We start from the raw sequence: 25051 nt of genomic DNA, 5'->3' as shown, positions 1-25051 counted from the left end.
TCAGCAACCATCCGCAACACAGGCCGGCCCACGGATGGCGTTGCCACCAGCGTCGCGGGACGACCGTAGGCCTCGTGGCCATGGCTTCCTCCCTCGTTTTTACGAACCGGCGGTCTTGATGCCGCCACGGGTTCGGGGGAAGACAGCTTGAGCGTCCGACCGGATGTCTTCCGCCTCAGATTGTACTGCGAGTCTTCGATGAACCGTATCGCCGGCCTGGTCCTGGGCCTTGCCCTGCTGTCGAGCCCCGTCTTTGCGCAGGAGGCGAGCCCGCCGCCGCAGCTGTCGGCCGCCGTCGACACCGCCAAGACCCTGGCCGACGGCCAGGCGTTCCTCGCCAAGAACGCCAAGGCACCGGGCGTGATCACCACGGCCTCGGGCCTGCAGTACAAGATCACGACCTCGGGTCCGAAGACCGGCAAGGCTCCCAAGCTGGGCGACATCGTCAAGGTGCACTACGAGGGCAAGCTGCTGGACGGCACGGTGTTCGACAGTTCGTTCGAGCGCGGCCAGGCGGCGATCATGCCGGCCGACGGCCTGATCCCGGGCTGGCTGGAGGCCCTGCCGCTGATGCACGTGGGCGACGAATGGACCCTGTGGATCCCCGCCGAGCTGGCCTACGGCGAACGCGCCACCGGCCCGATCCCGGCCAACAGCGTGCTGGTGTTCAGGCTGAAGCTGATCGACATGCTGGCGGTGGACTAGTGACCGCTTTCCCTCTCCCCTTGCGGGAGAGGGTGGCCTCCGAAGTGGGGTCGGGTGAGGGGTTGAAGAAAGCAAAAGCCGCGACCGGCCTTTCGGCTTGCCGCGGCTTTGATGTTTATCGACCCCTCATCCGTCAGCTTCGCTGACACCTTCTCCCGCAAGGGGAGAAGGATCTTAAGGTGGCGGAGGCTCTCAGACCCCCTTCCGGCTCTTCATCAGCGGCTGGATCTTCGTCCCGAAGTTGTCCACCCCGGCCACGAAGTCGTCGAACACCAGCAGCACCCCGGCCGTGCCCTCCACGGCGGCGATCTCGTCCAGCATCTTCGCCACGCTCTCGTAGCTGCCCACCAGGGTGCCCATGTTGAGGTTCACCGCCGACTCCGGGGCGGCCAGCTGGGCGGTGTTCGTCGTCGAGCCCGCCGCCGCGTTGGGGGCGGCCTGGTTGGTCAGCCAGGCCAGGGCCTCCTGGTCGGCGCCGTCGCGATAGGCCTGCCATTTGGCCATGGCCGCCTCGTCGGTCTCGTCGGCGATGATCATGAACAGGATGTAGGAGGCCACGTCCCGGCCGGTCTTGTCGGCGGCGGCCTTCAGGCGGTCGTTGACCGAGGCGAAGGCGGTGGGGGTGTTCGTACCCTTGCCCAGGGCGAAGCTGTAGTCGGCGTATTGCGCCGTGAAGGCCAGGCCCTCGTTGGATGAGCCGGCGCAGATCAGCTTGGTGTCTTCCGGATGCGGGCTGACCCGGCAATCCTCCATCTGGAAGTACTTGCCCTTGAAGTCGCTGACGCCCGTATCGAGCAGCTCGCGCAGCACGGTCGCGTATTCGGCCAGGTAGTTGTAGCGGTCGGTATAGTGGCCCTCGCCCGGCCACAGGCCCATCTGGTCGTACTCGGCCTTCTGCCAGCCGGTGACCAGGTTGATGCCGAACCGCCCGGGGGCGATGGAGTCGATGGTCGAGGCCATGCGCGCCACGATGGCCGGCGGGATGGTCAGGGTGGCGGCGGTGGCGAAGATCTTGATCTTGCTGGTGACGGCCGCCAGGCCCGCCATCAGGGTGAAGCTTTCGAGATTGTGCTCCCAGAACTGGGTCTTGCCGCCGAAGCCGCGCAGCTTGATCATCGAGAGGGCGAAGTCGAAATTGTACTTCTCGGCCTTCTGGACGATCTCCTTGTTGAGTTCGAAGGTCGGCATGTACTGCGGCGAGGCCTCCGAGATGAGCCAGCCGTTGTTGCCGATCGGGATGAAGACGCCGATTTCCATGGGTTATTCCCCCTCTTGAAGGTCGCCGCCGAGAAAGCTCGACAGGCGTGAATTGAAGGCCTCGGGCGCGGTGACGGTGAAGCCGTGGCCGCCCCAGGGCGCGATGTCGAGCACGGCGTTCGGCAGGCGCTCGGCGAGGCGCCGCGAGCAGGCCAGCGGCACCAGCATGTCGTCGGCGCTGGCGCTGACCAGCACCGGGCAGGCGATGCGGGGCAGGGCCTCGTCGACGTCGAAGGCCAGCAGAGCGCCGATGCGGGCCCGCATGACGTCCGGGTCCGGGAAGCCGTGAATGTGGTGGACCTCCTCGGCCTCCAGCCGCGCGTGGTTGGCGCTCAGCCAGTCGGCCGGATAGAGGAACAAGGGCTGGGCGTGGACATAGGCCGCGATGCCCGTGTTGTTCAGCAGGGCCAGGCGCGTGTCGAAGCAGCGCTTGATGTGCGGGTCGGGCCGCGACCAGCCGTTGACCACCACCAGCCTGCCCATGCGGTCCGGGTGATCCAGCGCCATGGCCAGGCCCGCGTTGCCGCCGGCCGCATGGCCGACGACGTGGGCGCGGGGGAGGCCCAGGGCGTCCATGACCTTGACGATGTCGTCGCCCATGTCGGCGACGCTGTACGGACCAGCCGGCAGCGTCCGCACGCTGCGCCCCGTGCCGCGATGGTCGTAGAGCACCACCTGGAAGCGCTCCAGCAGCGCCGCCATCTGCGGCGCCCAGAAGGTTCCGGAACCGCCCAGGCCCGCCGACAGGATCACCGTCTCGCGCCCGGCGGCGGGCTCGCCATGGACCTCGTAGTACAGGCCGTCGACGGTTCCGCTGCGCATCACTTCTTGCCGATGTGGGCCACGGTGGCGATCTCGACGACGAAGCCGGGCTTCACCAGGCCGCACTGGATGCAGTAGCGGGCCGGTTTGTCGCCGGGGAAGTACTCGGCATAGACCTTGTTGATGGTCTGGTAGTTGGCCCAATCGGTCAGGAAGATGTGGTTCATGGTCACGTCGTCCATCGTGCCGCCGGCGGTCTCGATCACCGACTTGATGGTCTCCAGCACCTGCCGGGTCTGGGCCTCGGCGTCGTCGGGGAAGGCGACGTTGTTGTCCTTGTCGAAGGCCAGGGTGCCCGAGACGTAGACGATGCCGTCGGCCAGGGTTCCCGGCGAGAACGGGGCGATGGGCGTGCCCGTGCCGGGCGGGAGGATGACGGTCTTGGGCATCTTGTTTCCTCTTTGCTTGCGGGGGAGACCCCCTCAGTCGCTACGCGACAGCTCCCCCTGAGGGGGAGCATTTGAACGCGATAAATCCTCCCCCTTTGGGGGAGGTGGCCCAGAGGGCCGGAGGGGGTTACGGCGGCGCCATCTGCCCCACCGCCCCCTTGAAGTCGGCGGTGTTCGACACCCAGCCGAAGAAGGTCTCGATGTTGTAGAGCGCCGCCTTCTGCACGAAGTCCGGACCCGCCTGGTGGGTGGCGTCCTCCAGGACCGTGCCGAAATATTCCAGGAAGAAGCCGTCGCGCAGGGTCGACTCCACGCAGACGTTGGTGGCGATGCCGACGAACACCAGGTGGCGGATCCCGCGCGAGCGCAGCACGCTGTCCAGCTGGCTGTTGAAGAAGCCGCTGTAGCGGGTCTTGTGCAGCTGGATGTCGCCCGGCTGGGGCGCGAGTTCATCGACCAGTTCGTAGTCCCAGGTGCCGCGCGCCAGCAGCTTGCCCTGCAGCTCGGGCCGGGCGCGCATGGTCTTCAGGGCGTTGGACTTGTGCCAGTTGGGCGAGCCCGGGCCGCCGGCCTCGACATAGTCGCCGTCCCAGCCGTTCTGGAAATAGATCACCGGCATGCCCGCCGCCCGGGCCACGTCCAGCACGCCCTTGATCTTGTCGATCACGGCGGCCGCGCCGCTGATGTCGAAACCGGCCAGGTCCAGATAGCCGCCGGGCGAGGCGTAGGCGTTCTGCATGTCGATGACGATCACGGCCGTCTTGTCGACCGGAAGCGCGATCGGCTCGGGCCGGGCCGGCAGCATCAGGGTGTCGGTGGTCATTCGCTCTTTCCCAACGGGGTGAGCGACGCAGGTAAGACCATCGCGGAGCGACGCGCAATCGATCGCTGATCGGCGAACCGCAAAAGGCGCGAGGGGCGCCCAAGTCTTGGGCTAATTCAGAAACGACTTACTAAATATCGCCCGTCGAACCGTCCTTTTGGCCGCCGTTCTCACCCGTATCGGGCAGCGACAGTGTCAGCACGCAGACCAGGCCCGTGGGGCGGTAGTCCAGGCGCGCCTGGCCGTGCAGGTCCGACTTCAGGCTGGCGGCGATCAGGCGCGAGCCGAAGCCGCTGCGGCTGGGCGGCTGCACGCGGGGACCGCCGCGCTCCTCCCAGTGCAGGGTCAGGCGCTCGCGCGCGCTGGGGTCCACGTGCCAGACGACGGTGACATTGCCCTCCGGCGTCGACAGGGCGCCGTACTTGACCGCGTTGGTGGCCAGTTCGTGGAACACCATCGACAGGGCCAGGGCCGCGTTGGGCGTCAGGGCCGCCGGTGGTCCAGCCAGCACCGTGCGGTCCAGATAGGGCTCCAGCGTCTCCTCCAGGATCTCCTTGAGGTCGGCCCCCTCCCAGGCGCTCTGGGTGAGCAGGTCGTGGGCGCGGGCCAGGGCCATGATCCGGTCGTTGAACGCCGCCAGGCCTGGCGTGTCGGCGGGGCGGCCCAGGCTCTGGCGGGCCAGGGACTGCACCGTGAACAAGGTGTTCTTCACCCGGTGGTTCAGCTCGTTGATCATCAACTGCTGGCGCTGGTGGGCGCGCTGCTCGTCGGCCTCGCGGGCCCGCAGCTGGACGGCGGAGTCGTGCAGGGCCGCGCGGACCTCGGCGATCTCGACAAAGCGGTCGGGGATCAGGGCGATCTCCTCGCCGGCCGCCACCGCCCGGGCGTCCACCGCCAGGCCGCGCACCGCCGTGGAGATGTCGCGCGAGAACAGCAGGGCCACCGCCGCGCCGATGGCCAGCAGCAGGGCGCTGGCCAGGGTCAGCAGGCCCACCGACTCCCAGTTGGCCCGGTTCAGCTCGGCGCGCGGCACCCCGACGATGAAGGTCCAGCCGCTGGCCTGCGACCGGCTGAAGGACGACAGGGTGGGGGTGCCGTCCAGGGTCTGGCTCAGCACCACCCCCTCGCTGCGCACCGCCATGGCCGACCGCATGGTCGGGCTGGCCTTGTGGCCCAGGAAGCGGTCCTGGTCCTTGGACCGCGAGACCAGCGAGAAGTCGCGGTCGATGATGCTGGCCGTCCAGCTTTGCGGAATGTTCTGGGCCGCGAAGATCGAGGCGAAGGTCTTGGGCGACTGCTGGTAGGCCAGGTCGTACAGCTTGCCGTCGACGATCACCGGCATGTCGATCGACACGAACGGCGGGAACTGGCCCGGGGTCTTGGGCAGGACCAGGTTCGAGACCGAGGTGCGGCCCGCCTGGATGGTGCGCCAGCGATAGTCCGGCAGGCCCACCTGGGGCAGGCGAGCGCCAGGCGGCAGGCGGGTGTTGACCAGCTGGCGCTGGTTGTCGATCAGCAGCACCCAGCCGTCGTCGCCCTGCACCGCGCGGGCCTGGCGCTCGAAGGCGGGGATGTCGCCGGCGGCCAGGGCGGGCGAGACCGCCAGGGTCTGCAGGATGCTCTGGCCCTGGCCGATCTGGCGGTCGGTGGCCACCACCAGGGCGCGGGTGGTGGCGATCAGCTGCTGCTCGTAGCGCGCCCGGCTGTCCAGGTATTCGGCCCGGGCCAGCAGGGTCATGAAGATCATGGCCGGAACCACCAGGCTCAGGGCCATCAGCAGCAGGCGTCGCCGCACGGTGCCGACGATCCGCGACGGCGTTTCCGATTGAGGGTCGGGTGCGACCATGTCTTTCGCCAAGGCGGACGTACTCATCTGCGGTGCAGGTCTTCAAAAAGAGGGGCGCGGCCGCGCCGGGTCAAGCGCTTAGGGCGACGCCTGCGGCAACCTTCGGTCGGTTTTTGGATTTCATTCCTCAGCCCACGGCAAAGATGTCGGGGATATTGGGAGACTTCACAGATGCGTATCGTCACCGTCGCGGCCGTCGCCGCTCTCGCCATCGGCGCGGCCGCCTGTCAGCCCAAGGCCGAGAAGGCCAACGAGGCCGCCGCCGACAGCGCCGCCGCCGCCGCTTCCAGCCAGCAGGCCGCCGACGCCGCCACCCAGGCCGCCGACGCCAGCGCCACGGCCGCCCAGGCCGGCGACACCGCCACGGCCAAGGCCGCCGGCGACACCGCCGCCGCCGCGGGCGACCAGGCCGAGAAGGCCGGCGACGCGGCCAAGGACGCCGGCCACGACGCCAAGGACGCTGCGCACTAGCCAGCGCCCTCCACGGACAAGAAGGCCGGCCTCGCCACGCGGGGCCGGCCTTTTTCGTGAGCGCGGGAGCGAACGGCGTCCGGGTCGCGTTCCTTCGGCATGGCCAAATCCCGCAAGACCCGTCGCAAGGCGACCCCCGCCGACGCCTTCGCCCTGGCGACCGCCGGCGCCGAGCTGGCCCTGGCGTCGCTGCGGGTGGTGGACGCCCGCACGCCGCTGATCGTCCAGGCCCTGAAGGACCCCGTGCGCGGCGACTATGCCGAGCTGACCCGCATGGTGGCCGAAAAGCCCCTGGCCTTCGCCAAGGGCGCGTCCGCCGCCGCCCCGGCCTGGCTGGCCATGGCCGACGAGAGCCGGCGCTACCTGACGCAAGCCTGGAACACGCCGACCTACGGCCTGGCGCCCGCCATGAACGCCTCCCTGACCGCCATGGCCTTCTGGGGGCGGATGATGTCGCTGGGCGTGGCCTGGCAGTCGGCCATGCTGACCCCGATCCACGCCGCCGCGACCGCCAACGCCCGCCGCCTGGGATCGCGCGCTTGATGGCAGCGTCGCCGCGCCCGTGAGGAAACACGTGTTTTTTCCTGGCCTTGAACAGGGAAAGCCCCTCATCCTGGGGTTTCTGGAGACCGAAGGCGGCCGCAGATCGCCTCGGATCCGAGCGAGGAGCGCCGCCGACATGTCCGGACCCGCCGTCGATTTCGATCGCATGACGACTCTGGGCGACGTCGCCCGCTATCACCACCAGGTCCGGCCCGAGGCCACCGCCCTGGTGTTCGAGGGCCGCGCGACCAGTTTCGCCGACTTCGACCGCCACACCGACCAGGTGGCCAACGCCCTGCTGGCCGAGGGCTTGGTCAAGGGCGACCGCATCGCCTATGTGGGCAAGAACAGCGACCACTATTTCGAGCTGTTGTTCGGCGCCGCCAAGGCCGGGGTGGTGCTGGCCCCCATCGGCTGGCGCCTGGCCCCGCGCGAGATCGCCTACATCCTGGGCGACGCCGAGGCGCGGATGGTCTTCGTCGGCCCCGAGCTCCTGGCCCATGTGCGCGACGTGGCGGTGCTGATGCTGGACACCCCCATCGTCGTGGCCATGGAGACCAACGAGTACGGCCATCCGGAGTTCGAGGACTGGCGCGAAGCGGCGTCGTGCGAGACGCCTGCCGCCCACATCACCCCGGCCGACATCGCCGTCCAGCTCTACACCTCGGGCACCACGGGCCGGCCCAAGGGCGCGATGCTGACCCACAACAACATCCTGGGGCCGCGCCGTCTGGCGGCCGCCGCCGACATGGACTGGAACCGCTGGGGCCCCGACGACGTCAGCCTGGTGGCCATGCCCGTGGCCCATATCGGTGGCACCGGCTGGGGCGTGGTCGGGCTGCTGAACGGCGCCAAGGGCGTGGTCGCCCGCGAGTTCGACCCGACCAAGGTGCTGGACTTCATCGAGAGGGACCGGGTCTCCAAGATGTTCATGGTGCCGGCCGCCCTGCAGATCGTGGTGCGCCTGCCGCGCGCCCGCCAGGTCGACTACAGCCGTCTGACCCACATCCTCTACGGCGCCGCGCCCATCCCGCTGGACCTGCTGCGCGAGTGCATCGAGGTGTTCGGCTGCGGCTTCGTCCAGCAGTACGGCATGACCGAGACGACGGGCACGGTGGTCTATCTGCCGCCGCAGGATCACGACCCGGCCGGCAACGCCCGCATGCGCTCGGCCGGCCTGCCGATGCCGGGCGTGGAGCTGAAGGTGCTGGGCGAGGACGGCCAGGCCCTGGGTCCCAACCAGGTGGGCGAGGTGGCGATCCGTTCGCCCGCCAACATGGCCGGCTACTGGAAGCTGCCCGAGGCCACCGCCGACACTATCGATTCCGATAGCTGGTTGCGCACCGGCGATGCGGGTTACATCGACGAGGACGGCTATCTGTTCATCCACGATCGCGTGAAGGACATGATCATCAGCGGCGGCGAAAACATCTATCCGGCCGAGGTCGAGAGCGCGGTCTACGGCCATCCGCACGTGGCCGAGGTGGCGGTGATCGGCGTGCCCGACGACACCTGGGGCGAGGCGGTCAAGGCGGTGGTGGCGCTGAAGCCCGGCGCGCCCGAGGACCCGGCCGACATCATCGCCTTCGCCCGCACCCGCATCGCCGGCTTCAAGGCGCCCAAGACCATCGATTTCATCGCCGCCCTGCCGCGCAACGCCTCGGGCAAGATCCTGCGGCGCGAGCTGCGCGAACCCTATTGGGCGGGCAAGGAAAGACGGGTGAACTGATGGCGGACGGAAGCGGGCGCGTCACCGAACTGGTCCAGGGTCTCTACCGGCCCGAGAACGGCCCGCGCGTCGACTTCCTGCGGCCGCCCGGCGAGCCGGCCCTGGCCGCGCCGGACTCGGTGTCGTGGCGGGTGTTCAAGAATCCGGTCTCGCTGTTCGTCGGCGGGGTGACGGCGGTGATCCTGGAACTGGCCGAGCCGCGCGTGCGCACCGGGGTGTGGGAGCATTCCAGCTTCCGCCGCGATCCGCTGCCGCGCCTCAAGCGCACGGGCCTGGCGGCCATGGTCACGGTCTATGGCGCGCGTTCCGTGGCCGAGAAGATGATCGCCGGCGTGGTGCGCATGCACGACAAGGTCACCGGCGACACTCCTGCCGGCGCGGCCTACCGGGCCAACGACGTCGAGCTTCTGGACTGGGTGCAGGCCACCGCCAGCTTCGGCTTCATGGAGGCCTATCACGCCTTCGCCCGTCCGCTGAGCGACGCCGAACGCGACCGGTTCTATGCCGAGGCGGCCCCGGCGGCGGCCTTGTATGGGGCGGTCGGCGCGCCGGCTTCGGTGGCGCAATGGGAGGCTCAGCTGGCGGCCATGCTGCCGGGGCTGGAGCGGCACGAGATCGTCTTCGAGTTCCTGGACCTGATGAAGAAGACGAAGATCCTGCCCGGGCCGCTGGGCGGCCTGCAGGGCGCCCTGATCCGCGCGGCGGTGGCGATCACGCCGCCGCAGGTGCGGGCGGTGGTGGGCCTGGGCCGCGAATGGGACCTGTGGCCGGTCGAGCGGCGGCTGATCAAGCTGGCCGGGGTGGCGGCGGACCGGATCCCGGTCAAGGGCACGCCGGCGGTGGAGGCTTGCCAGCGGATGGGGCTTCCCAGTGACTACCTCTATCGACGGTAGGCGCCGACTTGCCCCCACCTGACCGCTTCGCGGTCTGTCCGCCCCCGTAGGGGGCGGAGGACGGAAAGCGCGGGTCCTCTTCCCCCTTTGGGGGAAGGAGGGCCGAAGGCCCGAAGGGGGCAAGTGTTAGCCGCCTAGAGCACAGCGTAGACTATCGCCGCCCCGCCAAACGCCACCAGCCCCGCCAACGTCGACGCCACCGTCCAGCTCCGGAACGTCTCCGGCTCGCTCAGCCCCAGATACTGCCCCACCAGCCAGAACCCCGCGTCGTTGACGTGGCTGACCACGGTGGCCCCCGCGCCGATGGCGACCACGATCAGCGCGATGTGCGCCGGGTCCAGACCCGCCGCCAGGGGCGCGGCCAGGCCCGCCGCCGCGACCATGGCCACGGTGGCCGAGCCCTGGGCGATCCGCATGATCGCCGCCACCAGGAACCCGAACACCAGGGGCGACAGCCGCGCGGCCGAGACGGCGGCGGCCAGGTGGACGCCCGCGCCGCTGTCGATCAGCACCTGCTTGAACGCCGCCCCGGCCCCGATGACCAGGGCGATGGCCCCGGCCGGCTCCAGCGCCTTGCCGGTCACCTTCAGCAGGGCCTGGCCCGCCATGCCCCGCGCCCGCAGCAGGATCCAGGCATAGAGGCAGGCCGCCGCCAGGGCCACGAACGGGTGTCCGGCGAACTCCAGCACCGTCCGCGCCGGGCCTTTGGGCAGGACCGCGTGGGCCACGGCGCCGGCGACGATCAGGCTGAGCGGGATCAGCATGCCCAGCAGCGCCGGCCACAGGCCGATCAGGGCGGCGGGGGTTTCGGTTCCGGCGACCGGCGTGTCGGTGCGTGCGACGTAGGCCCCCTTGGAGAACATGGTCAGCGCGAACAGCGGGCCGGCGATCACCACGGCCGGCAGTCCGCAGACCAGGCCCCACAGGGCGATCTGGCCGTAGTCGGCCTTCAGCAGTTCGGCGGCGGCGACGGGGCCGGGGTGGGGCGGCAGCAGGCCGTGCATCACCGCCAGACCCACCAGCACGGGCAGGGCGATGAAGGCCACGGCGCGGTTGCTGCGTTGGGCGACGCCCAGGATCAGCGGGGCCAGGATGATCAGGGCCACGTCGAAGAACAGGGGGATGCCCACCAGCACCCCGATGGCCGCCAGGGCCCAGGGCGCGCGCGCGGCGCCGAAGCGATCCAGCAGGGCGCGCGAGACCGCCTCGACCCCGCCGCCGGTCTCCAGCAGGGCGCCGAACAGCGAGCCCAAACCCAGGATCACCGCCACGAAGCCCAGCGCCTCGCCCGCGCCCTTGCGGACCGAAGCCAGGGCGTCCAGCGGATCGGCCCCGAACGCCAGCCCCGCGCCGATGGCGACCAGCAGCAGGGCGAAGAAGGCGGGCAGGCGCAGCTTCAGCGTGGCCAGCACGACGACCGCCACGCTGACGGCGATGACCAGGATGGTCCACAGCGGGCCGCTCATCGTTTCCTCCCCTTGTTTTCAAGCAGAGGGCAGGGGAAAGACAACGCTGTCAATGCGATTGCCGCGGCCCGTGACGAGGCGCGGTCTAAAGCGTCCGCCCCTCCACCACCTCGGTCCGCGAGAACACCTCCTCCTGGCCGTCCTGCAGCAGCTCGTTGAAGTCGGCCTGGTCCTGTTCGGCCTTGGCCAGCACGATGCGCAGGGCGTCCACCTCGGTATCGGCCTCGACGCTCATGCGGCGCAGCGGCGCTTCCAGGGGCGCGTCGCCCAGCCGGACGTCGATATGCCAGAGGGTGGTCATGCGGCTTCTCCGTTCATCCGGGGCCTGGTTCGCTTCCCGGGAGGCGCACCATTGCACCGCGCGGCGTTTCTGGCGAGGTTGCGCGCCGTGAGCTTCGAGTTGGGGAGAATCCATGGCGGGTGGTGACGGACGGCGGGATTCCGCCGGCGCGGGCGTGGACCGTCGCGCGCTGCTGGCCGGCGCCGCCGGGCTGGCGGGTCTCGCCCTGGGCGGCCCCGCCGCCGCGCGCGCCGCCTCGCCCCGCGTCGAGGCCCTGATCGCCCAGATGACCATGGACGAAAAGTGCGGCCAGCTGTCGTGCTATTCCGACATGATCCGCCCGCCGGTCGGCGACATCAATCCGCTGGTCAACCAGCGCAACACCAGCCAGCTCTTGGCCGACATCCGCGCGGGCCGCATCGGCACGCTGATGAACGGCGTCGGGGTCGAGGGCGCTCTCCTGGCCCAGACCGCCGCCGTCGAGCACTCGCGCCTGCACATTCCGCTGCTGTTCGCCGCCGACGTGATCCACGGCTTCAAGACCGTGTTCCCGATCCCCCTGGGCGAGAGCGCCAGCTTCGACCCCGTCCTGGCCGAGCGCACCGCCCGCGCCGCCGCCGTCGAGGCCTCGTCCTACGGCAACCACTGGACCTTCGCCCCGATGGTCGACGTGGCCCGCGACCAGCGCTGGGGCCGGGGCGCCGAGGGCTCGGGCGAGGACGTCTTCCTGGGCGAGGTCATGGCCCAGGCCCGGGTGCGCGGCTTCCAGGGCCGCGACCTGACCGCCCCCGACAGCCTGCTCTCCACCGCCAAGCACTTCGCCGCCTACGGGGCGGTGATGGCGGGGCTGGACTACAACACCGTCGAGCTGTCGGAAGGCACGCTGCGCGAGGTGCACCTGCCGCCGTTCAAGGCCGCCTTCGACGCCGGCTGCCTGTCGGTGATGTCGGCCTTCAACGACATCAACGGCGTGCCGGCCACGGCCAACAAGCACCTGCTGACCGACATCCTGCGCGGCGAGTGGAACTTCAAGGGTGTGGTCATTTCCGACTACACCGCCGACCAGGAACTGGTGGCCCACGGCTTCGCCGCCGACGACAAGGACGCCGCGCGCCTGGCGATCCTGGCGGGCGTCGACATCTCGATGCAGAGCGGGCTCTACAGCCGCTACCTGCCCGAGCTGGTGGCCCAGGGGCGGGTGCCGATGGCGGCGGTCGACAACGCCGTGCGTCGGGTGCTGAGCCTGAAGGAGACGCTGGGCCTGTTCGACCGGCCGTTCCGCTCGATCGACCCCAAGGCCCAGGCCGCCAACACCGCCACCCCGGCCATGCGGGCGCTGTCCCGCGAGGCCGGCGCGCGGTCGATCGTGCTGCTGAAGAACGACGGCGCCCTGCTGCCCCTGCCGACGGCGGGCAAGAAGATCGCCCTGATCGGTCCGTTCGCCGAGGACCGCGACAACATCCTGGGGCCCTGGGCCTTCTTCGGCGACAAGAGCCTGGGCGTCGACCTGGCCACCGGCCTGCGCGAGGCCATGGCCGATCCGTCCAGGCTGATCGTGGCCAAGGGCTGCGACGTCGAGAACGTGATCCCCGGCGGCTACGACCAGGCCGTCGCCGCCGCCAGGGCCGCCGACGTGGTGCTGCTGGCGGTGGGCGAGAGCCAGAACATGTCGGGCGAGGCCCAATCGCGCACCGAGATCGGCCTGCCCAAGGTCCAGCAGCAGCTGGCCGAGCTGGTCGGGGCCACGGGCAAGCCGACGGTCGTCCTGTTGCGCCACGGCCGGGCCCTGGTGCTGGAGGGGGCGGTCAAGGCCGCGCCGGCGATCCTGGCCACCTGGTTCCTGGGCACCGAGACCGGCCACGCCGTGGCCGACGTGGTGTTCGGCAAGGTCAATCCGTCGGCCTGCCTGCCGGTCAGCTTCCCGCACGAGAGCGGCCAGGAGCCGTTCGCCTACAATCACCGCACCACCGGCCGTCCCGCGCCCCAGGCCGACGACAGCCAGGAGTACAAGGCCCGCTGGCGCACCACCCGCAACGAGGCGCTGTACCCGTTCGGCCACGGGCTGTCTTACGCCAGCTTCGCGCTCAGCGACCTGCGCCTGTCGACCACCCGCCTGCCGTGGAACGACAAGCTCTATGTCAACGTCACCGTGACCAACACCGGCAAGGTGGTGGGCGACAAGGTGGTCCAGCTCTATGTCCACGACCGCGTGGCCAGCCGCACCCGGCCGATCCGCGAGCTCAAGCGCTTCCTGCGGGTGTCGCTGAAGCCCGGCGAGAAGCGCGAGGTGCGCTTCAGCCTGGAGCGCGGCTCGCTGATGTTCGTCGGCGACGACGGCTGGATCGCCGAGCCGGGCATGTTCGACCTGTGGGTGGCGAATAGCGCGGTCGATGGGTTGGCGGGCAGCTTCGAGTTGCTGGGGGTTTAAGCGTCGGGACATGCGCGGCCGGGGACATGCCCTTGCGGCGTGTCCCCAAGTCTTGGCGTCGTGGATGGCGGTGGGGACACGCCGCGAGGGCATGTCCCCGGTCGTTGACATCCCGCCCCCGCTCAAGCATTTGTCGTACAAATAAGAGCCTCCGGAGTCGAAGCGTCCCCATGTCCGCCACCCCTATCCGCGTGGCCCTGATCGGGCTGGGCAAGATCGCTCGCGACCAGCACCTGCCGGCCATGGCGGCGAATCCGGACTTCGAGCTCGTGGCCATCGTCAGCCGGCACGCCGAGCAGCCGGGCCTGCCCAGCTTCCACACCTTCGACGAACTGCTGGCCAGCGACGTGGAATTTGACGCCGTTTCGCTATGCACCCCGCCGCAGGTGCGCCACGGCCTGGCCCGCCAGGCGCTGGAGGCCGGCAAGCACGTGATGCTGGAAAAGCCCCCCGGCGCGACGCTGAGCGAGGTCGAGGACCTGCGCCAGGGCGCCCAGGACCACGGCGTCACCCTGCAGGCCACCTGGCACTCGCGCTACGCCCCGGCCGTGCAGCCCGCCCGCGACTGGCTGGCCGGCAAGACGATCACCGCCGCCCGCATCAACTGGCGCGAGGACGTGCGCGTCTGGCACCCCGGCCAGGACTGGATCTGGGAGCCGGGCGGCCTGGGCGTGTTCGATCCCGGCATCAACGCCCTGTCGATCGCCACCGCCGTGCTGCCGCGCCCGTTCTTCCTGACGGAAGCCACCCTGCACGTGCCCGAGAACCGCCAGTCGCCGATCCAGGCCGAGCTGGACTTCGTGGATACGGCGGGCGTGCCGGTGCGCGCCGAGTTCGACTTCCTGCAGACCGGTCCGCAGAGCTGGGACATCGAGATCGACACCGACGGCGGGGCACTGCGCCTGTCGCACGGCGGGGCCAAGCTGTGGATCGACGGCGAACTGGTCCACGAGGCGCCCGAGGCCGAGTATCCGGGCCTCTACGCCCGCTTCGCCGAGCTGGTCGCGGCCGGGGCCTCCGACGTCGACGTCACCCCGCTGCGCCACGTGGCCGACGCCTTCATGCTGGGCCGCCGCGTCGTCGCTCCCGCCTTCGTGGAATAACGCCCGGGCGTCGAACCCTATCGCAGCAAGGTCGTTCTTGCATAAAGGCGGGGCGCAACGTTAGGTACCGGCCGAGGGGCGTTTTACGTGCATCGGCCGGGCTGGTCGCGGCGGGCGCGATGCGCCCGGGGAGAGACGCGTGAAGTTCCTGGACGCCCCGTTGCCGCCGCCGCTGGCCGCCGCCTTGCGAGCCTGCCGCCCGCACCTGATGGCCGCGGCGGTGTTCAGCGCGCTCATCAACATCCTGTTGCTGGCGCCGACCATCTACATGATGCAGGTCTACGACCGGGTGGTGCCCACCGAGGGCCGCCTGACCCTGCTGTACCTGACCCTGGTGGTGGCCTTCGCCCTGGGCACCCAGACGGCGCTGGAGTCGGTGCGCTCGCGCCTGCTGGCCCTGGCCGGCCTGCGCCTGGACCGGCTGCTGGCCGGCGGCATCCTGCAACGGCTGATGAGCGCCATGAGCCCCGGCACCTCGGCCCAGGGCATGCGCGAGTTCGACATCGTGCGCGGCGCCCTGTCTGGGCCCGTGGCCGTGGCGGTGCTGGATATTCCCTGGACCCCGATCTACGTGCTGGTGGCCTTCATGATCCACCCGGCCCTGGGCGCGATGACCGTCGTCGGCGGGGCCGTGCTGATCGTGCTGGCGGTGCTGAACGAGCGCGCCACCCGCGGCCGGGCCCGCGAGGCCTTCATCGCCCAGTCCCAGGCCTACGCCTCGCAGGAGGCCGCGGCCGCCAACGCCGAGGTCGTGCGGGCTCTGGGCATGCGCGGCGCCTTGCGCGAGCGCCAGCTGGCCGACCGCCGCAACGGCCTGGACCTGTCGGTCAAGGCCCAGTTCACCGGCGGCGGCTATTCGGCGGCCACCAAGTTCACCCGCATGTTCCTGCAGTCGGCCGCCCTGGGCCTGGGCGCCTGGCTGGCGGTGGACAAGCAGATTTCGGCGGGCGCCATCATCGCCGCCTCGGTGCTGATGAGCCGCGCCCTGCAGCCCATCGAGCAACTGGTCGGCGCCTGGGGCGTGGTGGGCCAGACGCGCGGCGCGCTCAACAACCTGATCAAGCTGTTCCCCGCCAAGACCATGGACGTGGCCGGCACCCAGTTGCCCGCGCCCACCGGCGTCCTGGCCCTGGAGCAGGTGGCCGTGCGCGCGCCGATCGAGAACGGTCCGATCCTGCTGCGCGGCGTGTCGCTGCGCATGGCGCCGGGCGAGATCCTGGGCGTCATCGGTCCCAGCGGGGCGGGCAAGACCACCTTGGCGCGGGTGGCCTGCGGGGCGATCACGCCCGACGCAGGCACGGTGCGCCTGGACGGCGCGAACCTGGCCGACTGGGACGGCGACCGGCTGGGCCGCTTCATCGGCTACGTGCCCCAGGACTCGGCCCTGATGGCCGGCACCATCAAGGACAACATCTCGCGCTTCGCCGGCTGGGCGTCGCGCGAGGGCCAGGACGAGGGCGGGCAGACCGCCGCCGCCATCGACGCGGCCGTGGTCGCCGCCGCCCAGGCGGCCGGCGTGCACGAGCTGATCCTGCGCTTCCCCAACGGCTACGACACGCCGCTGGGGGCGGGCGGACGCGGCCTGTCGGCCGGCCAGGCCCAGCGCGTGGCCTTGGCGCGGGCGCTCTACGGCAATCCGCCGCTGCTGGTGCTGGACGAGCCCAACTCGGCCCTCGACGCCGACGGCGAGCAGGCGCTGAACGCCGCCATCCTGGCCGCCAAGGCCCGGGGCGCGGCGATCATGATCGTGGCCCACCGCACCGGCATCCTCAACGTCGCCGACCGCCTGCTGGTGCTGCGCGACGGCCAGGTCGAGCGGATCGGGCCGCGCAACGAAGTGATCAACCAGATGTCCGCCGCCGCCAAGGCCGCCCAAGCCAACACCGCTGCCGCCGGTGGTTCCCTGCAGGTCGTCAAGCCATGAACGTCGCGTCTCCTCAGGCTCCCGCCTCGCCCTCAGCTCCGGGCGCGGTCCCGCCGCGCCTGTCGGACGACCCGGCCCTGTTCATCCGCATCGGCGCGGGCGTGGCCGGGCTGTTCTTCGTCGGCTTCCTGGGCTGGGCCGCCCTGGCCCCGCTGGACGCGGGCGCCTACGCCCACGGGGTGATCGCCGTGTCGGGCAACCGCCAGGCGGTGCAGAACCGCGAGGGCGGGGTGGTCACGGCCATCCGCGTCGTGGAAGGCCAGACCGTGGTCAAGGGCCAGATCCTGGTCGAGCTGTCGGCCTCGGAACTACGGGCCAGCGAGCGCGGCATGACCGGCGAGACCCTGACCCTGCTGGCCCAGCGCGCCCGCCTGATCGCCGAGCGCGACCACAAGGCCGGCTTCGGCGCGCCGCCCGAATTCGCCGACCTGGCGCCCGAGGACAGGCCGCTGGCCGAGGACGCCCTGCGCCTGCAGCGCCAGCAGTTCCAGGCCCGCCGCAGCTCGCTGCAGACCCAGCGCGGCGTGCTGAACCAGCGCGTCCTGCAGCTGGACCAGCAGACCAGCGGCGCCCAGCGCCAGCTGGAGGCCAATCGCGAGCAGCAGAAGCTGATCGAGGAGGAGCTGAAGGGCGTGCAGGAGCTGGCGGACAAGGGCTTCGCGCCTAAGACCCGCGTCCTGGCCCTGCAGCGCAGCGCCGCGGCCCTGACCGGCGAGGACGGCGCCTACCGCGCCCAGATCGCCCGCTCGGGCGAGCAGATCGGCGAGACCCGCATGCAGACCCTGTCGCTGGAGCGGCAGATGATGGAAGAGGTCTCCGGCCAGCTGCGCGACGTGCAGGTGCGGCTCGACGATCTCCAGCCCAAGGTGCTGGCGGCCCGCGAACAGCTGGCCCGCGCCACGGTCCGCGCCCCGTCGGGCGGCAAGGTGGTGGGGCTGAACGTCTTCACCGTCGGCGGGGTGGTGGCGCCCGGCCAGACCCTGATGGAGATCGTGCCCCAGGACCGCCGCCTGGTGATCCAGGCCAAGGTCTCGCCCAACGACGCCGACGATCTCAAGCCCGGCCAGAAGACCCAGATCCGCTTCACCTCGCTGCACGAGCGCGACCTGCCGCTGCTGAACGGCACCCTGACGGAGCTGTCGGCCGACAGCTTCACCGACGAGAAGACCGGCATCCAATACTTCCGCGCCGAGGTCGCCGCCCCGCCCGAGGAGCTGGAAAAGGTCACCCAGATCCGGGGCGGCCGGTCAGGCCTGCAGGCCGGCCTGCCGGTCGAGGTCCTGATCCCCCTGCGCAAGCGCTCGGCCCTGGCCTATCTGGTCGAGCCGATGTTCCAGACCTTCTGGCGGATGGGCCGCGAGCACTAGGAACCGGAGCGCGCCATGCTGACGGTCTTCGGCGAGGGGCGGGGCTTTCGGGTCGTCTGGCTGCTGGAGGAGATGGGCCTGCCGTACCGGCTGCGGGACGTCGACCTCCTGGCCGGGGTCGAGAACGACGCCGAGTTCCTGGCGCTCAATCCGGCCGGCTTCATCCCCGCGCTGCGCGACGGCGAGGTCACGATGGTCGAGTCCATCGCGATCATGGAATATCTGCTGGCGCGCTACGGGCCCACGACCCTGGCGCCGAGCGCGGCCGACGCCGCCTTTCCCCCCTACCAGCAGTTCCTCCACCTGGGCGAGGCCGGGCTGGCGGCTTCCGTCTATTTCGTCTCCGGCGCCCGCAACATCGCGCCGGAGGCCGAGCGCGACAATTGGAGCGCGCGCCAGGCGATGTGGGTGTTCACCAGCCGGCTGGGCCTGGTGACGCGACGGCTGGAACAGGCGCCCTACATGGCCGGCGAGACCTTCACCGCCGCGGACATCTCGGTGGGCTATGCGCTGGAGATGGCGCGCAAGAATATCGGCTTCACGCTGGGCGAGGCCGAGCAAGCCTACCTGACGCGGCTGCGCGGGCGCGATGGCTACCAGCGGGCGCTGGCGGCGTGCCCCGCCACGCGGGGGTGGTGGACGAGTTGAAGCCGTCTCTCAAAGAGGCTGGACCCTGGAAACAAGAAAGGCGGGCCTCCCCCAAGGCCCGCCTTCAGTTTTGTTCCCCCTCCCGGGGGTATGGGGCGGTGCTGCCGCGCGGCCTTCGGGCCTGCGCGATGCGCCGTTCTCCGACCTGATCGGCTCCGCGTCCGGTGACGTCGGGGCGAATAGATATTCTAAAGCTTCGACGATCGCAAACCCCTGTTCGTCCGTCGGCCGGCCGACAGTCCTAAGGCTTTGTCAGCCTACGCCATTACATGCCGGTTCCATTTCGTTGACCGGTCGTCTCAAAGCCCGTCGCGGGGCTCGCGCGGTGCGACGAACGATCACATTTGGCCTGAACCGGAAAAGCGTGATTGTGCCTTTGGGGGAAGGCCACATGAGTGAACCTGTATCGTCGCGTACGCCGCAGCCGAGTCTGGCGCGGACGAATTTCAGCACCAGGAACGTGCCGCCCGAGGATCGTCACGACCACTATCGGCGTGAAGTCCTGGTGGCCCTGGACGCCCGCGACCCCGAGCCGGGCTTCACCGCCAACATCACCTCGCTGCGCCTGGGCGCCCACGCCTTCTACGTGACCGAGACGGGCGGGCAGACCGTGTTCCGTACGCCGGAGATGGTCGCCGCCGATAGCCACGACCACTACATTGTCCAGCTCACCATCGCCGGCTCGCACACGGGCGATTTCGACGGCGTGCCCTATGCGGCCGGACCGGGCGAGGTCGGCATCTGCGATCTGTCGCGTCCGATGATGATGCGCAGCACGGCGGTCAAGGTGCTGTCGACCTTCTTGCCCCGCTCGGAGGTCGAGGCCGTGGCCCCCGGCATCGCCCTGCACGGCATGGTGCTGGACGCCAACCGCGCGGGCCTGCTGGTCGAGCACCTGACGGCGGTGACCCGCTGGTTCCCACAGCTCTTGCCCGAAACCCTGCCGGGCATCACCCGCGCCACGACCGAGCTCCTGGGCGCGTGCCTGGCCATGGAGGCGGGCCGCGCCGACTTCGGCGTGCGGGAGTCGCCGTTGCTGATGCGGGCGCGGGCCTATGTCGAGGCGAACCTCCTGGAGCCCAGCCTCAACCCCGCCAAGATCAGCGAGGCCCTGGGCGTGTCGCGCTCGACCCTCTACCGCCTGTTCGAGCCCCTGGGCGGGGTGACGGCCTATATCTGGGAGCGCCGCCTGCACCTGGCTCGCGCGGCTCTGCTGGACCCCAAGCGAGCGCGCCGCATCAGCGAGATCGCCTTCCAATGCGGCTTCTCCAGCGAGGCCCATTTCAGCCGCAGCTTCCGCAAGGCTTTCAACATCCGCCCCAGCGACCTGCGCTCGCTGCAGCCCAGCCTGGTCGACGAGCCCGAGACCCCGTTCGGCCGGTGGACCGACACGGTCGAGGAGGCGTAGGGGGCTCGTTTCTCCTCCCCCGCTGCGCGGGTGAGGAGGTCTTCTGCATCGAAACTGCACGGCAAACGCGCGGGGCGGCCAAGCCCGTCTCCACCGCGCCCGGGCACTTGAAAGGCTCCTAAAGCCGGAGCCCGCCCATGTCGTCGTCCCGAGGTCCTCGCGACCTGTCCTTCGCGCTGAAGGTCGCCGCCGCCCTGGCCCTGGTCGTGGTCGCCGACCTGCTGTTCTGGGGGCATGACCTGGGCGCGACCGTGGGCGGCTTCGCCCTGCTGCTGACCCTGGCGGCCACCGCCCTGCATCCCGCCGCCCGGCGCGACGCCAAGGCCGGCTGGGCACTGGTGGCGGCCACCGTCCTGTCGCTGGTCCTGGCCTGGGCGCCCAACCTGCTGGCCTGGGGGCTGTTCTGGTCGCTGCTCGGCCTGGCGGTGCTGCTGCCTCGCGCCCATCGCTTCGACGACGCCTGGCGCTGGAGCCAGCGCCTGGTCGCCCAGGCCGTGGTCGGACTGGTCGGCCCCTGGCTCGACCTGGGCCGGGCGCGCAAGGCCGGCCGCTCGACGCGAAGTCTGGACTGGCGCGGCGTCGTGCCGCTGCTGGCCTTGCCGGTGGTGGGCGGGGCGGTGTTCCTGACCCTGTTCGCCGCCGCCAATCCGGTGATCGCCCAGGTCCTTTCGGCCGTCCGCTTCCCGGCCTTCGGCGCGGACCTGATCCCCCGGACGGTCTTCTGGCTGATCGTGCTGACCCTGGCCTGGGGCGTACTGCGGCCGCGCCGTCGCCGCGCCCTGCCGGCGGGCAAGGTCCGGCCGGTCGCCGACATCGCGGGAGTCTCGGTCGCCTCGGTGACCCTGTCGCTGCTGGTCTTCAACGCCCTGTTCGCCGTGCAGAACGGCCTGGACGCGGTGATCCTGTGGGGCGGCGCCGGACCGCCGGCCGGCCTGACCCTGGCGCAGTACGCCCATCGCGGCGCCTATCCGCTGATCGCCACGGCCCTGCTGGCCGGCCTGTTCGTGCTGCTGGCCCTGGACCCGCGCCGCCCCACGGCCAAGGTTCCGGCGATCCGCTGGCTGGTCGTGCTGTGGGTGGGGCAGAACCTCTTCCTGGTGGCCTCCAGCATCCTGCGCACGGTCGACTACGTGCAGGCCTATTCCCTGACCCGCCTGCGGATCGCCGCCCTGGTCTGGATGGTCCTGGTCGCCCTGGGTCTGGTGCTGATCTGCTGGCGGATGCTGCGCGGCAGGAGCGGGGCCTGGCTGATCAACGCCAACGCCGTCGCGGCCCTGCTGGTGCTGACCGCCGGCTGCGTGGTCGACCTGGGCGCGGTGGCCGCCGCCTGGAACGTGCGCCACGCCCGCGAGGTGGGCGGGGCGGGGCCGGAACTGGACGTCTGCTACCTGGACGGCCTGGGACCCTCGGCCCTGGTGTCGGTGGCGGAGCTGGAGCGCCGTCCGATCCCGCCGGACCTGGCCGCCCGCCTGGCGCCGGTGCGCGAGCGCGGCGTGGCCGCCCTGCGCGCCGCACAGACAGACTGGCGGGCCTGGACCCCGCGCGACGCTTTGCGTCTGGCGCGGATCGACGCTCTCGGCGAGCCCACGCCGATCTATCACCGCGACTGCGACGGCGCCCCGATCGCGGCGGTCTCATACCCGTTGACCCCAATCCCGTTGACCCAGGGCTCGGAGCACTGAACATGAGGCCCATGCAGCGTACGATCCTGGTCGTCGACGACGATCCCCACATCCGCCAGCTCCTGGTGTTCGCCCTGGCCAAGGCGGGGCTGGAGACGCGCGAGGCCGCCGACGGCGAGGCGGCCCTCGCCTCCGTCGCGGAACGCACGCCGGACCTGGTGGTGCTGGACATCAACATGCCGCGCCTGGACGGGCTGGAGGTCTGCCGCCGCCTGCGGGCCCAGGGCGACCTGCCGATCCTGTTCCTCAGCTCGCGCGACGACGAGATCGACCGGGTGCTGGGCATCGAGCTGGGGGCCGACGACTATGTGGTCAAGCCGTTCAGCCCGCGCGAGGTGACCGCCCGCGTCCAGGCCATCCTGCGGCGCACCGGGGGCAAGAGCGCGGAGGCCGGCCCCGCCGCCGACGGCCTGATCGTCCGGGGGCGCCTGGCTCTGGATCCCGAGGCCTGGAGCGCGGCCTGGGCCGGGACCGACGTGTCGCTGACCGTGACCGAGTTCACGATCCTGAAGACCCTGGCCACCACCCCGACCAAGGTGTTCAGCCGCGACGCCATCATCGACCGCCTGCGCGGCCCCGGCTTCGCCGTCACCGACCGCACCATCGACAGCCATGTGCGCAACCTGCGGGCCAAGTTCGCCGGGGTGGGCGGGCACGACGTGATCGAGACTCGGGCCGGGATCGGCTACCGCCTGGGCGCTTGCCAAGGAGCTTCTGGCGCGGGCGTGGAAGGGTGATCGAGGCGACGCGCGGCTGGGTGCGGACCTGGTGGCCGGCCCTGCGGCTGCGCACCATCCTGCTGACCGTGCTGCTGTTCGCCGCCGCCATGCCGGCCATCGGGGCGGTGTTCCTGCGCACCTATGAGAACACCCTGGTACGCCAGACCGAGGCCGAGCTGACCAGCCAAGGCGCCGCCCTGGCCTCGGCCGCGGCCAACCTGTGGCCGGGCGCCGTGCGCGACCTGACCCCCGCCGATCCCGACGCCCGCGACGATCCCGGCTACTACCGGCCGGAATCCACCAGCATCGACCTGCGCTCCTCGCCCGTCCTGCCCGAGCGCCCGGCCTCCACGCCCGGCGCCAAGGCCGATCCCCAGGCGGAAGTCGCCGCCGAGGTGCTGGAGCCGATCTTCGACCAGACCAGCCGCAGCACCCTGGCCTCGATCCTGATCGTCGACCGCCATGGGGTGGTGGTGCGGGGCTTGGGGCAGGGCGGAAGTCTCGCGGCCCTGCCCGAGATCCAGGCGGCGCTGAAGGGCCATTCGCGCACCGTCCTGCGCCGTAACGGGGCCTATCACCCGCGCTATTCGTTCGAGTGGCTGAGCCGCGCCTCGGCCGTGCGCCTGCACCATGCCCGGCCGGTGGTGGTCAACGGCAAGGTGGTGGGCGCGCTTCTCTTGTCGCGCTCGCCCCGGGCGCTGTTCCGGGGCGTCTACCAGGACCGGGGCAAGCTGCTGGTCGGGGGCGGGGCGACGATCCTCTTGCTGGTGCTGCTGTCGGGCCTGGTGTCGCGCGGGGTGACCCGGCCCATCGAGGCGCTGAGCGCCGCCACTCGCAGCGTGGCCACGGGGCAGGGCGCCGTGCCGGAGACCCCGGCCACCGCGGCCCTGGAGATCCGCGCCCTCTACAGCGACTTCCAGCTGATGGCCGACGCCATCGCCGTGCGCTCGCGCTACCTGCGCGACTTCGCCGCCGCCGTCAGCCACGAGTTCAAGACGCCCCTGGCCGGCATCGCCGGGGCGGTCGAACTGCTGGACGACCACTTCGACACCATGAGCGACGAGGACCGCCGCCGGTTCCTCGGCAACATCTCGGCCGACAGCGCCCGGCTCTCGCAGCTGGTCGGCCGGCTGATGGACCTGGCCCGCGCCGACATGGCCATGCCGCAGCCGGGGGTGGCGTCGGAACTGGCGCCCGCCGCGCGGCGGGTGGCCGACGCCCAGGGGCGCGACATCGCCGTGGTCCTGGACCTGCCCAAGGACCTGCCCCTGCTGGCCGCGCCCGAAACCACGGTCGAGACCGTGCTGACTACCCTGGTGGAGAACAGCCGCCAGGCCGGGGCGCGGACCGTGATGATACGGGCGGAAGCCGTGGGCGAGGAGGTGGTGCTGCGGGTGTCGGACGACGGTCCGGGCGTGCCGACGGCCGACCGCGAGCGCCTGTTCGAACCGTTCTTCACCAGCCGGCGCGAGACCGGCGGCACGGGCCTTGGCCTGTCGATCGCGCGGTCGCTGCTGGCGGCAAGCCAGGGGCGCATCGCCCTGGTCGAAGCGGGCGAAGGAGCGGCGTTCGAGGTGGCGTTGCCGAGGGGATAGGCCATCGACGCCGGACGGCGAATTGTGCCTCCAAGGCGCCGCATAGGTTGCTAAGCTTCACCTTTACGCGCATCGTTTCCGCGAAACGGTCTTCGGGGGAAGCCATGAGCGTGACGGCAAAGGACGTGGTCGCGAAATTCGCGCCGAACGCGAACGCCACCTATCGCAAGGCATTCGAGGAGGGCGACGCCACTCTGGCGAAGTTCGGCATCACCACGCCGCTGCGGCTCGCGCACTTCATGGCCCAGTGCCTGCACGAGACCGGCAACCTGCGGATCCTGGTCGAGAGCGGGCGATACACCGCCAAGAACCTCGGCGACATGTGGGACGGCGGCAACTGGCACCGGTACTTCCCGAACCGCGCCGCCTGCGTGGCCATGGCCGAGCAATGCGCCAAGGACAACGGCGTGGCCCTGTTCAGCTTGGTCTATGGCGACAGGATGGGAAACGGGCCGCCCGCGACGCAGGACGGCTGGACCTATCGGGGGCGCGGGGTGCTGCAGACCACCGGGCGGGAATCCTATCGGAAATTCGGCAAGGCGATGGGTGTCGATCTCGAGGGCCAGCCCGATCTGATCAACACCAAGGAGAATGTCCTGAGTCCCGCGCTCCAGGAGTGGAAGTCCAAGAACCTGAACCTGGCGGCCGACAACAACGATATCAAGCTGGTCACGCTGGGGATCAACGGCGGGTTGGTGGGCCTGCCCGAGCGCAAGGCCTTGTTCGCCAAGATCTGGCCCTTCGTGACGGGCGCGCCGGCGGTCGAGCTTTCACGCGAGTGGCGGGTGCAGGAAAAGCTCAGGGCCCTCGGCTACAAGGCTGTCGTTCCGGATGGGGTGATCGGCGTCAACACCCGGGCGGCGATCCTCGACTATCGGGTCAAGCACGGCCTGCTGTCTTCTCCGGGCATCACGTCTGACCTGCTCCTGGCCCTCGGCGTGAGCTGAGCCGCC

The 25051-nt window shown here is 70.6% G+C and carries 22 protein-coding genes; 15 read left to right on the top strand and 7 right to left on the bottom strand.

All coding sequences use genetic code 11. The features are described 5' to 3' along the window. Positions 1-198 precede the first annotated feature (198 nt). A complete protein-coding gene (bamJ, locus tag AC07OA_RS14865) occupies positions 199-705 on the top strand; it encodes a BamJ family beta-barrel-assembly machinery protein (protein ID WP_494664585.1) in 507 nt (168 codons plus the stop codon). Positions 706-897: 192 nt separating this feature from the next. Here the strand turns inward: bamJ and rutA are convergent, their stop codons facing one another. The 5 genes from rutA to AC07OA_RS14840 form a co-directional block, all read right to left on the bottom strand. After that, positions 898-1962 carry a pyrimidine utilization protein A gene (gene rutA / locus AC07OA_RS14860; RefSeq protein WP_494664584.1) on the bottom strand — a complete coding sequence of 355 codons (1065 nt, stop codon included), beginning with the start codon at positions 1960-1962 and terminating at the stop codon, positions 898-900. A gap of 3 nt (positions 1963-1965) precedes the next feature. After that, complete coding sequence (gene rutD / locus AC07OA_RS14855) at positions 1966-2784, bottom strand: pyrimidine utilization protein D (RefSeq protein WP_494664583.1); 819 nt, start codon at positions 2782-2784, stop codon at positions 1966-1968. Further along, positions 2784-3173, bottom strand: coding sequence for a pyrimidine utilization protein C (gene rutC / locus AC07OA_RS14850; RefSeq protein WP_494664582.1), 390 nt, complete (start codon positions 3171-3173; stop codon positions 2784-2786). Before rutC ends, rutD begins: the two co-directional genes overlap by 1 nt. Positions 3174-3300: 127 nt before the next feature. Beyond that, entirely contained in the window at positions 3301-3996 is a 696-nt protein-coding gene (gene rutB, locus AC07OA_RS14845) for a pyrimidine utilization protein B (protein WP_494664581.1), read from the bottom strand. A gap of 130 nt (positions 3997-4126) precedes the next feature. After that, complete coding sequence (locus tag AC07OA_RS14840; protein WP_494664580.1) at positions 4127-5842, bottom strand: sensor histidine kinase; 1716 nt, start codon at positions 5840-5842, stop codon at positions 4127-4129. 171 nt (positions 5843-6013) lie between these two features. Between AC07OA_RS14840 and AC07OA_RS14835 the strand changes: the two genes are divergently transcribed. The 4 genes from AC07OA_RS14835 to AC07OA_RS14820 all read left to right on the top strand — a co-directional run bounded on the left by AC07OA_RS14835 (position 6014) and on the right by AC07OA_RS14820 (position 9478). Further along, entirely contained in the window at positions 6014-6313 is a 300-nt protein-coding gene (locus tag AC07OA_RS14835) for a hypothetical protein (protein WP_494664579.1), read from the top strand. A 99-nt stretch (positions 6314-6412) separates the two neighbouring features. Beyond that, positions 6413-6856: a hypothetical protein gene (locus tag AC07OA_RS14830; protein WP_494664578.1), complete on the top strand. Its 444-nt coding sequence runs from the start codon at positions 6413-6415 to the stop codon at positions 6854-6856. A 136-nt stretch (positions 6857-6992) separates the two neighbouring features. Then, entirely contained in the window at positions 6993-8585 is a 1593-nt protein-coding gene (locus tag AC07OA_RS14825) for a fatty acid--CoA ligase (RefSeq protein ID WP_494664577.1), read from the top strand. Further along, on the top strand, positions 8585-9478 hold the full coding sequence (locus tag AC07OA_RS14820; protein ID WP_494664576.1) for an oxygenase MpaB family protein: 894 nt from the start codon (positions 8585-8587) through the stop codon (positions 9476-9478). The genes AC07OA_RS14825 and AC07OA_RS14820 overlap by 1 nt, the downstream gene beginning before the upstream one ends. Before the next feature lie 134 nt (positions 9479-9612). Here AC07OA_RS14820 and AC07OA_RS14815 read toward each other — a convergent pair whose 3' ends face one another. Both AC07OA_RS14815 and AC07OA_RS14810 read right to left on the bottom strand, forming a co-directional pair. Next, positions 9613-10944 carry a GntT/GntP/DsdX family permease gene (locus tag AC07OA_RS14815; RefSeq protein ID WP_494664575.1) on the bottom strand — a complete coding sequence of 444 codons (1332 nt, stop codon included), beginning with the start codon at positions 10942-10944 and terminating at the stop codon, positions 9613-9615. A gap of 85 nt (positions 10945-11029) precedes the next feature. Further along, complete coding sequence (locus AC07OA_RS14810; protein ID WP_494664574.1) at positions 11030-11245, bottom strand: hypothetical protein; 216 nt, start codon at positions 11243-11245, stop codon at positions 11030-11032. A gap of 112 nt (positions 11246-11357) precedes the next feature. On the opposite strand from AC07OA_RS14810, the gene AC07OA_RS14805 reads away from it, so the two are divergent. The 10 genes from AC07OA_RS14805 (at position 11358) to AC07OA_RS14760 (ending at position 25045) form a co-directional block, all read left to right on the top strand. Further along, positions 11358-13652: a glycoside hydrolase family 3 N-terminal domain-containing protein gene (locus AC07OA_RS14805; RefSeq protein ID WP_494664573.1), complete on the top strand. Its 2295-nt coding sequence runs from the start codon at positions 11358-11360 to the stop codon at positions 13650-13652. Positions 13653-13822: 170 nt separating this feature from the next. Then, positions 13823-14755 carry a Gfo/Idh/MocA family protein gene (locus tag AC07OA_RS14800; RefSeq protein ID WP_494664572.1) on the top strand — a complete coding sequence of 311 codons (933 nt, stop codon included), beginning with the start codon at positions 13823-13825 and terminating at the stop codon, positions 14753-14755. A gap of 139 nt (positions 14756-14894) precedes the next feature. Beyond that, the gene (locus AC07OA_RS14795; RefSeq protein ID WP_494664571.1) at positions 14895-16679 is read left to right on the top strand and encodes a type I secretion system permease/ATPase; all 1785 of its coding nucleotides are present in this window, start codon (positions 14895-14897) and stop codon (positions 16677-16679) included. Further along, a complete protein-coding gene (locus AC07OA_RS14790; protein ID WP_494664570.1) occupies positions 16676-18046 on the top strand; it encodes an HlyD family type I secretion periplasmic adaptor subunit in 1371 nt (456 codons plus the stop codon). Before AC07OA_RS14795 ends, AC07OA_RS14790 begins: the two co-directional genes overlap by 4 nt. A 15-nt stretch (positions 18047-18061) precedes the next feature. Beyond that, a complete protein-coding gene (locus AC07OA_RS14785; protein ID WP_494664569.1) occupies positions 18062-18694 on the top strand; it encodes a glutathione S-transferase family protein in 633 nt (210 codons plus the stop codon). A gap of 391 nt (positions 18695-19085) precedes the next feature. Then, complete coding sequence (locus tag AC07OA_RS14780) at positions 19086-20102, top strand: helix-turn-helix domain-containing protein (RefSeq protein WP_494664568.1); 1017 nt, start codon at positions 19086-19088, stop codon at positions 20100-20102. Positions 20103-20239: 137 nt separating this feature from the next. After that, positions 20240-21784, top strand: a complete 1545-nt coding sequence (locus AC07OA_RS14775; protein ID WP_494664567.1) for a DUF4153 domain-containing protein — start codon at positions 20240-20242, stop codon at positions 21782-21784. Between the two features lie 11 nt (positions 21785-21795). Continuing rightward, complete coding sequence (locus tag AC07OA_RS14770) at positions 21796-22521, top strand: response regulator transcription factor (RefSeq protein WP_494664566.1); 726 nt, start codon at positions 21796-21798, stop codon at positions 22519-22521. Then, a complete protein-coding gene (locus tag AC07OA_RS14765; RefSeq protein ID WP_494664565.1) occupies positions 22518-24098 on the top strand; it encodes a sensor histidine kinase in 1581 nt (526 codons plus the stop codon). Before AC07OA_RS14770 ends, AC07OA_RS14765 begins: the two co-directional genes overlap by 4 nt. 104 nt (positions 24099-24202) lie before the next feature. Further along, positions 24203-25045, top strand: a complete 843-nt coding sequence (locus AC07OA_RS14760) for a hypothetical protein (RefSeq protein WP_494664564.1) — start codon at positions 24203-24205, stop codon at positions 25043-25045. Positions 25046-25051: the final 6 nt, after the last annotated feature.

This window comes from Caulobacter sp. GW821-FHT09B08 (genome assembly GCF_059418225.1).
This window is presented reverse-complemented; position numbering and strand designations above follow the sequence as displayed.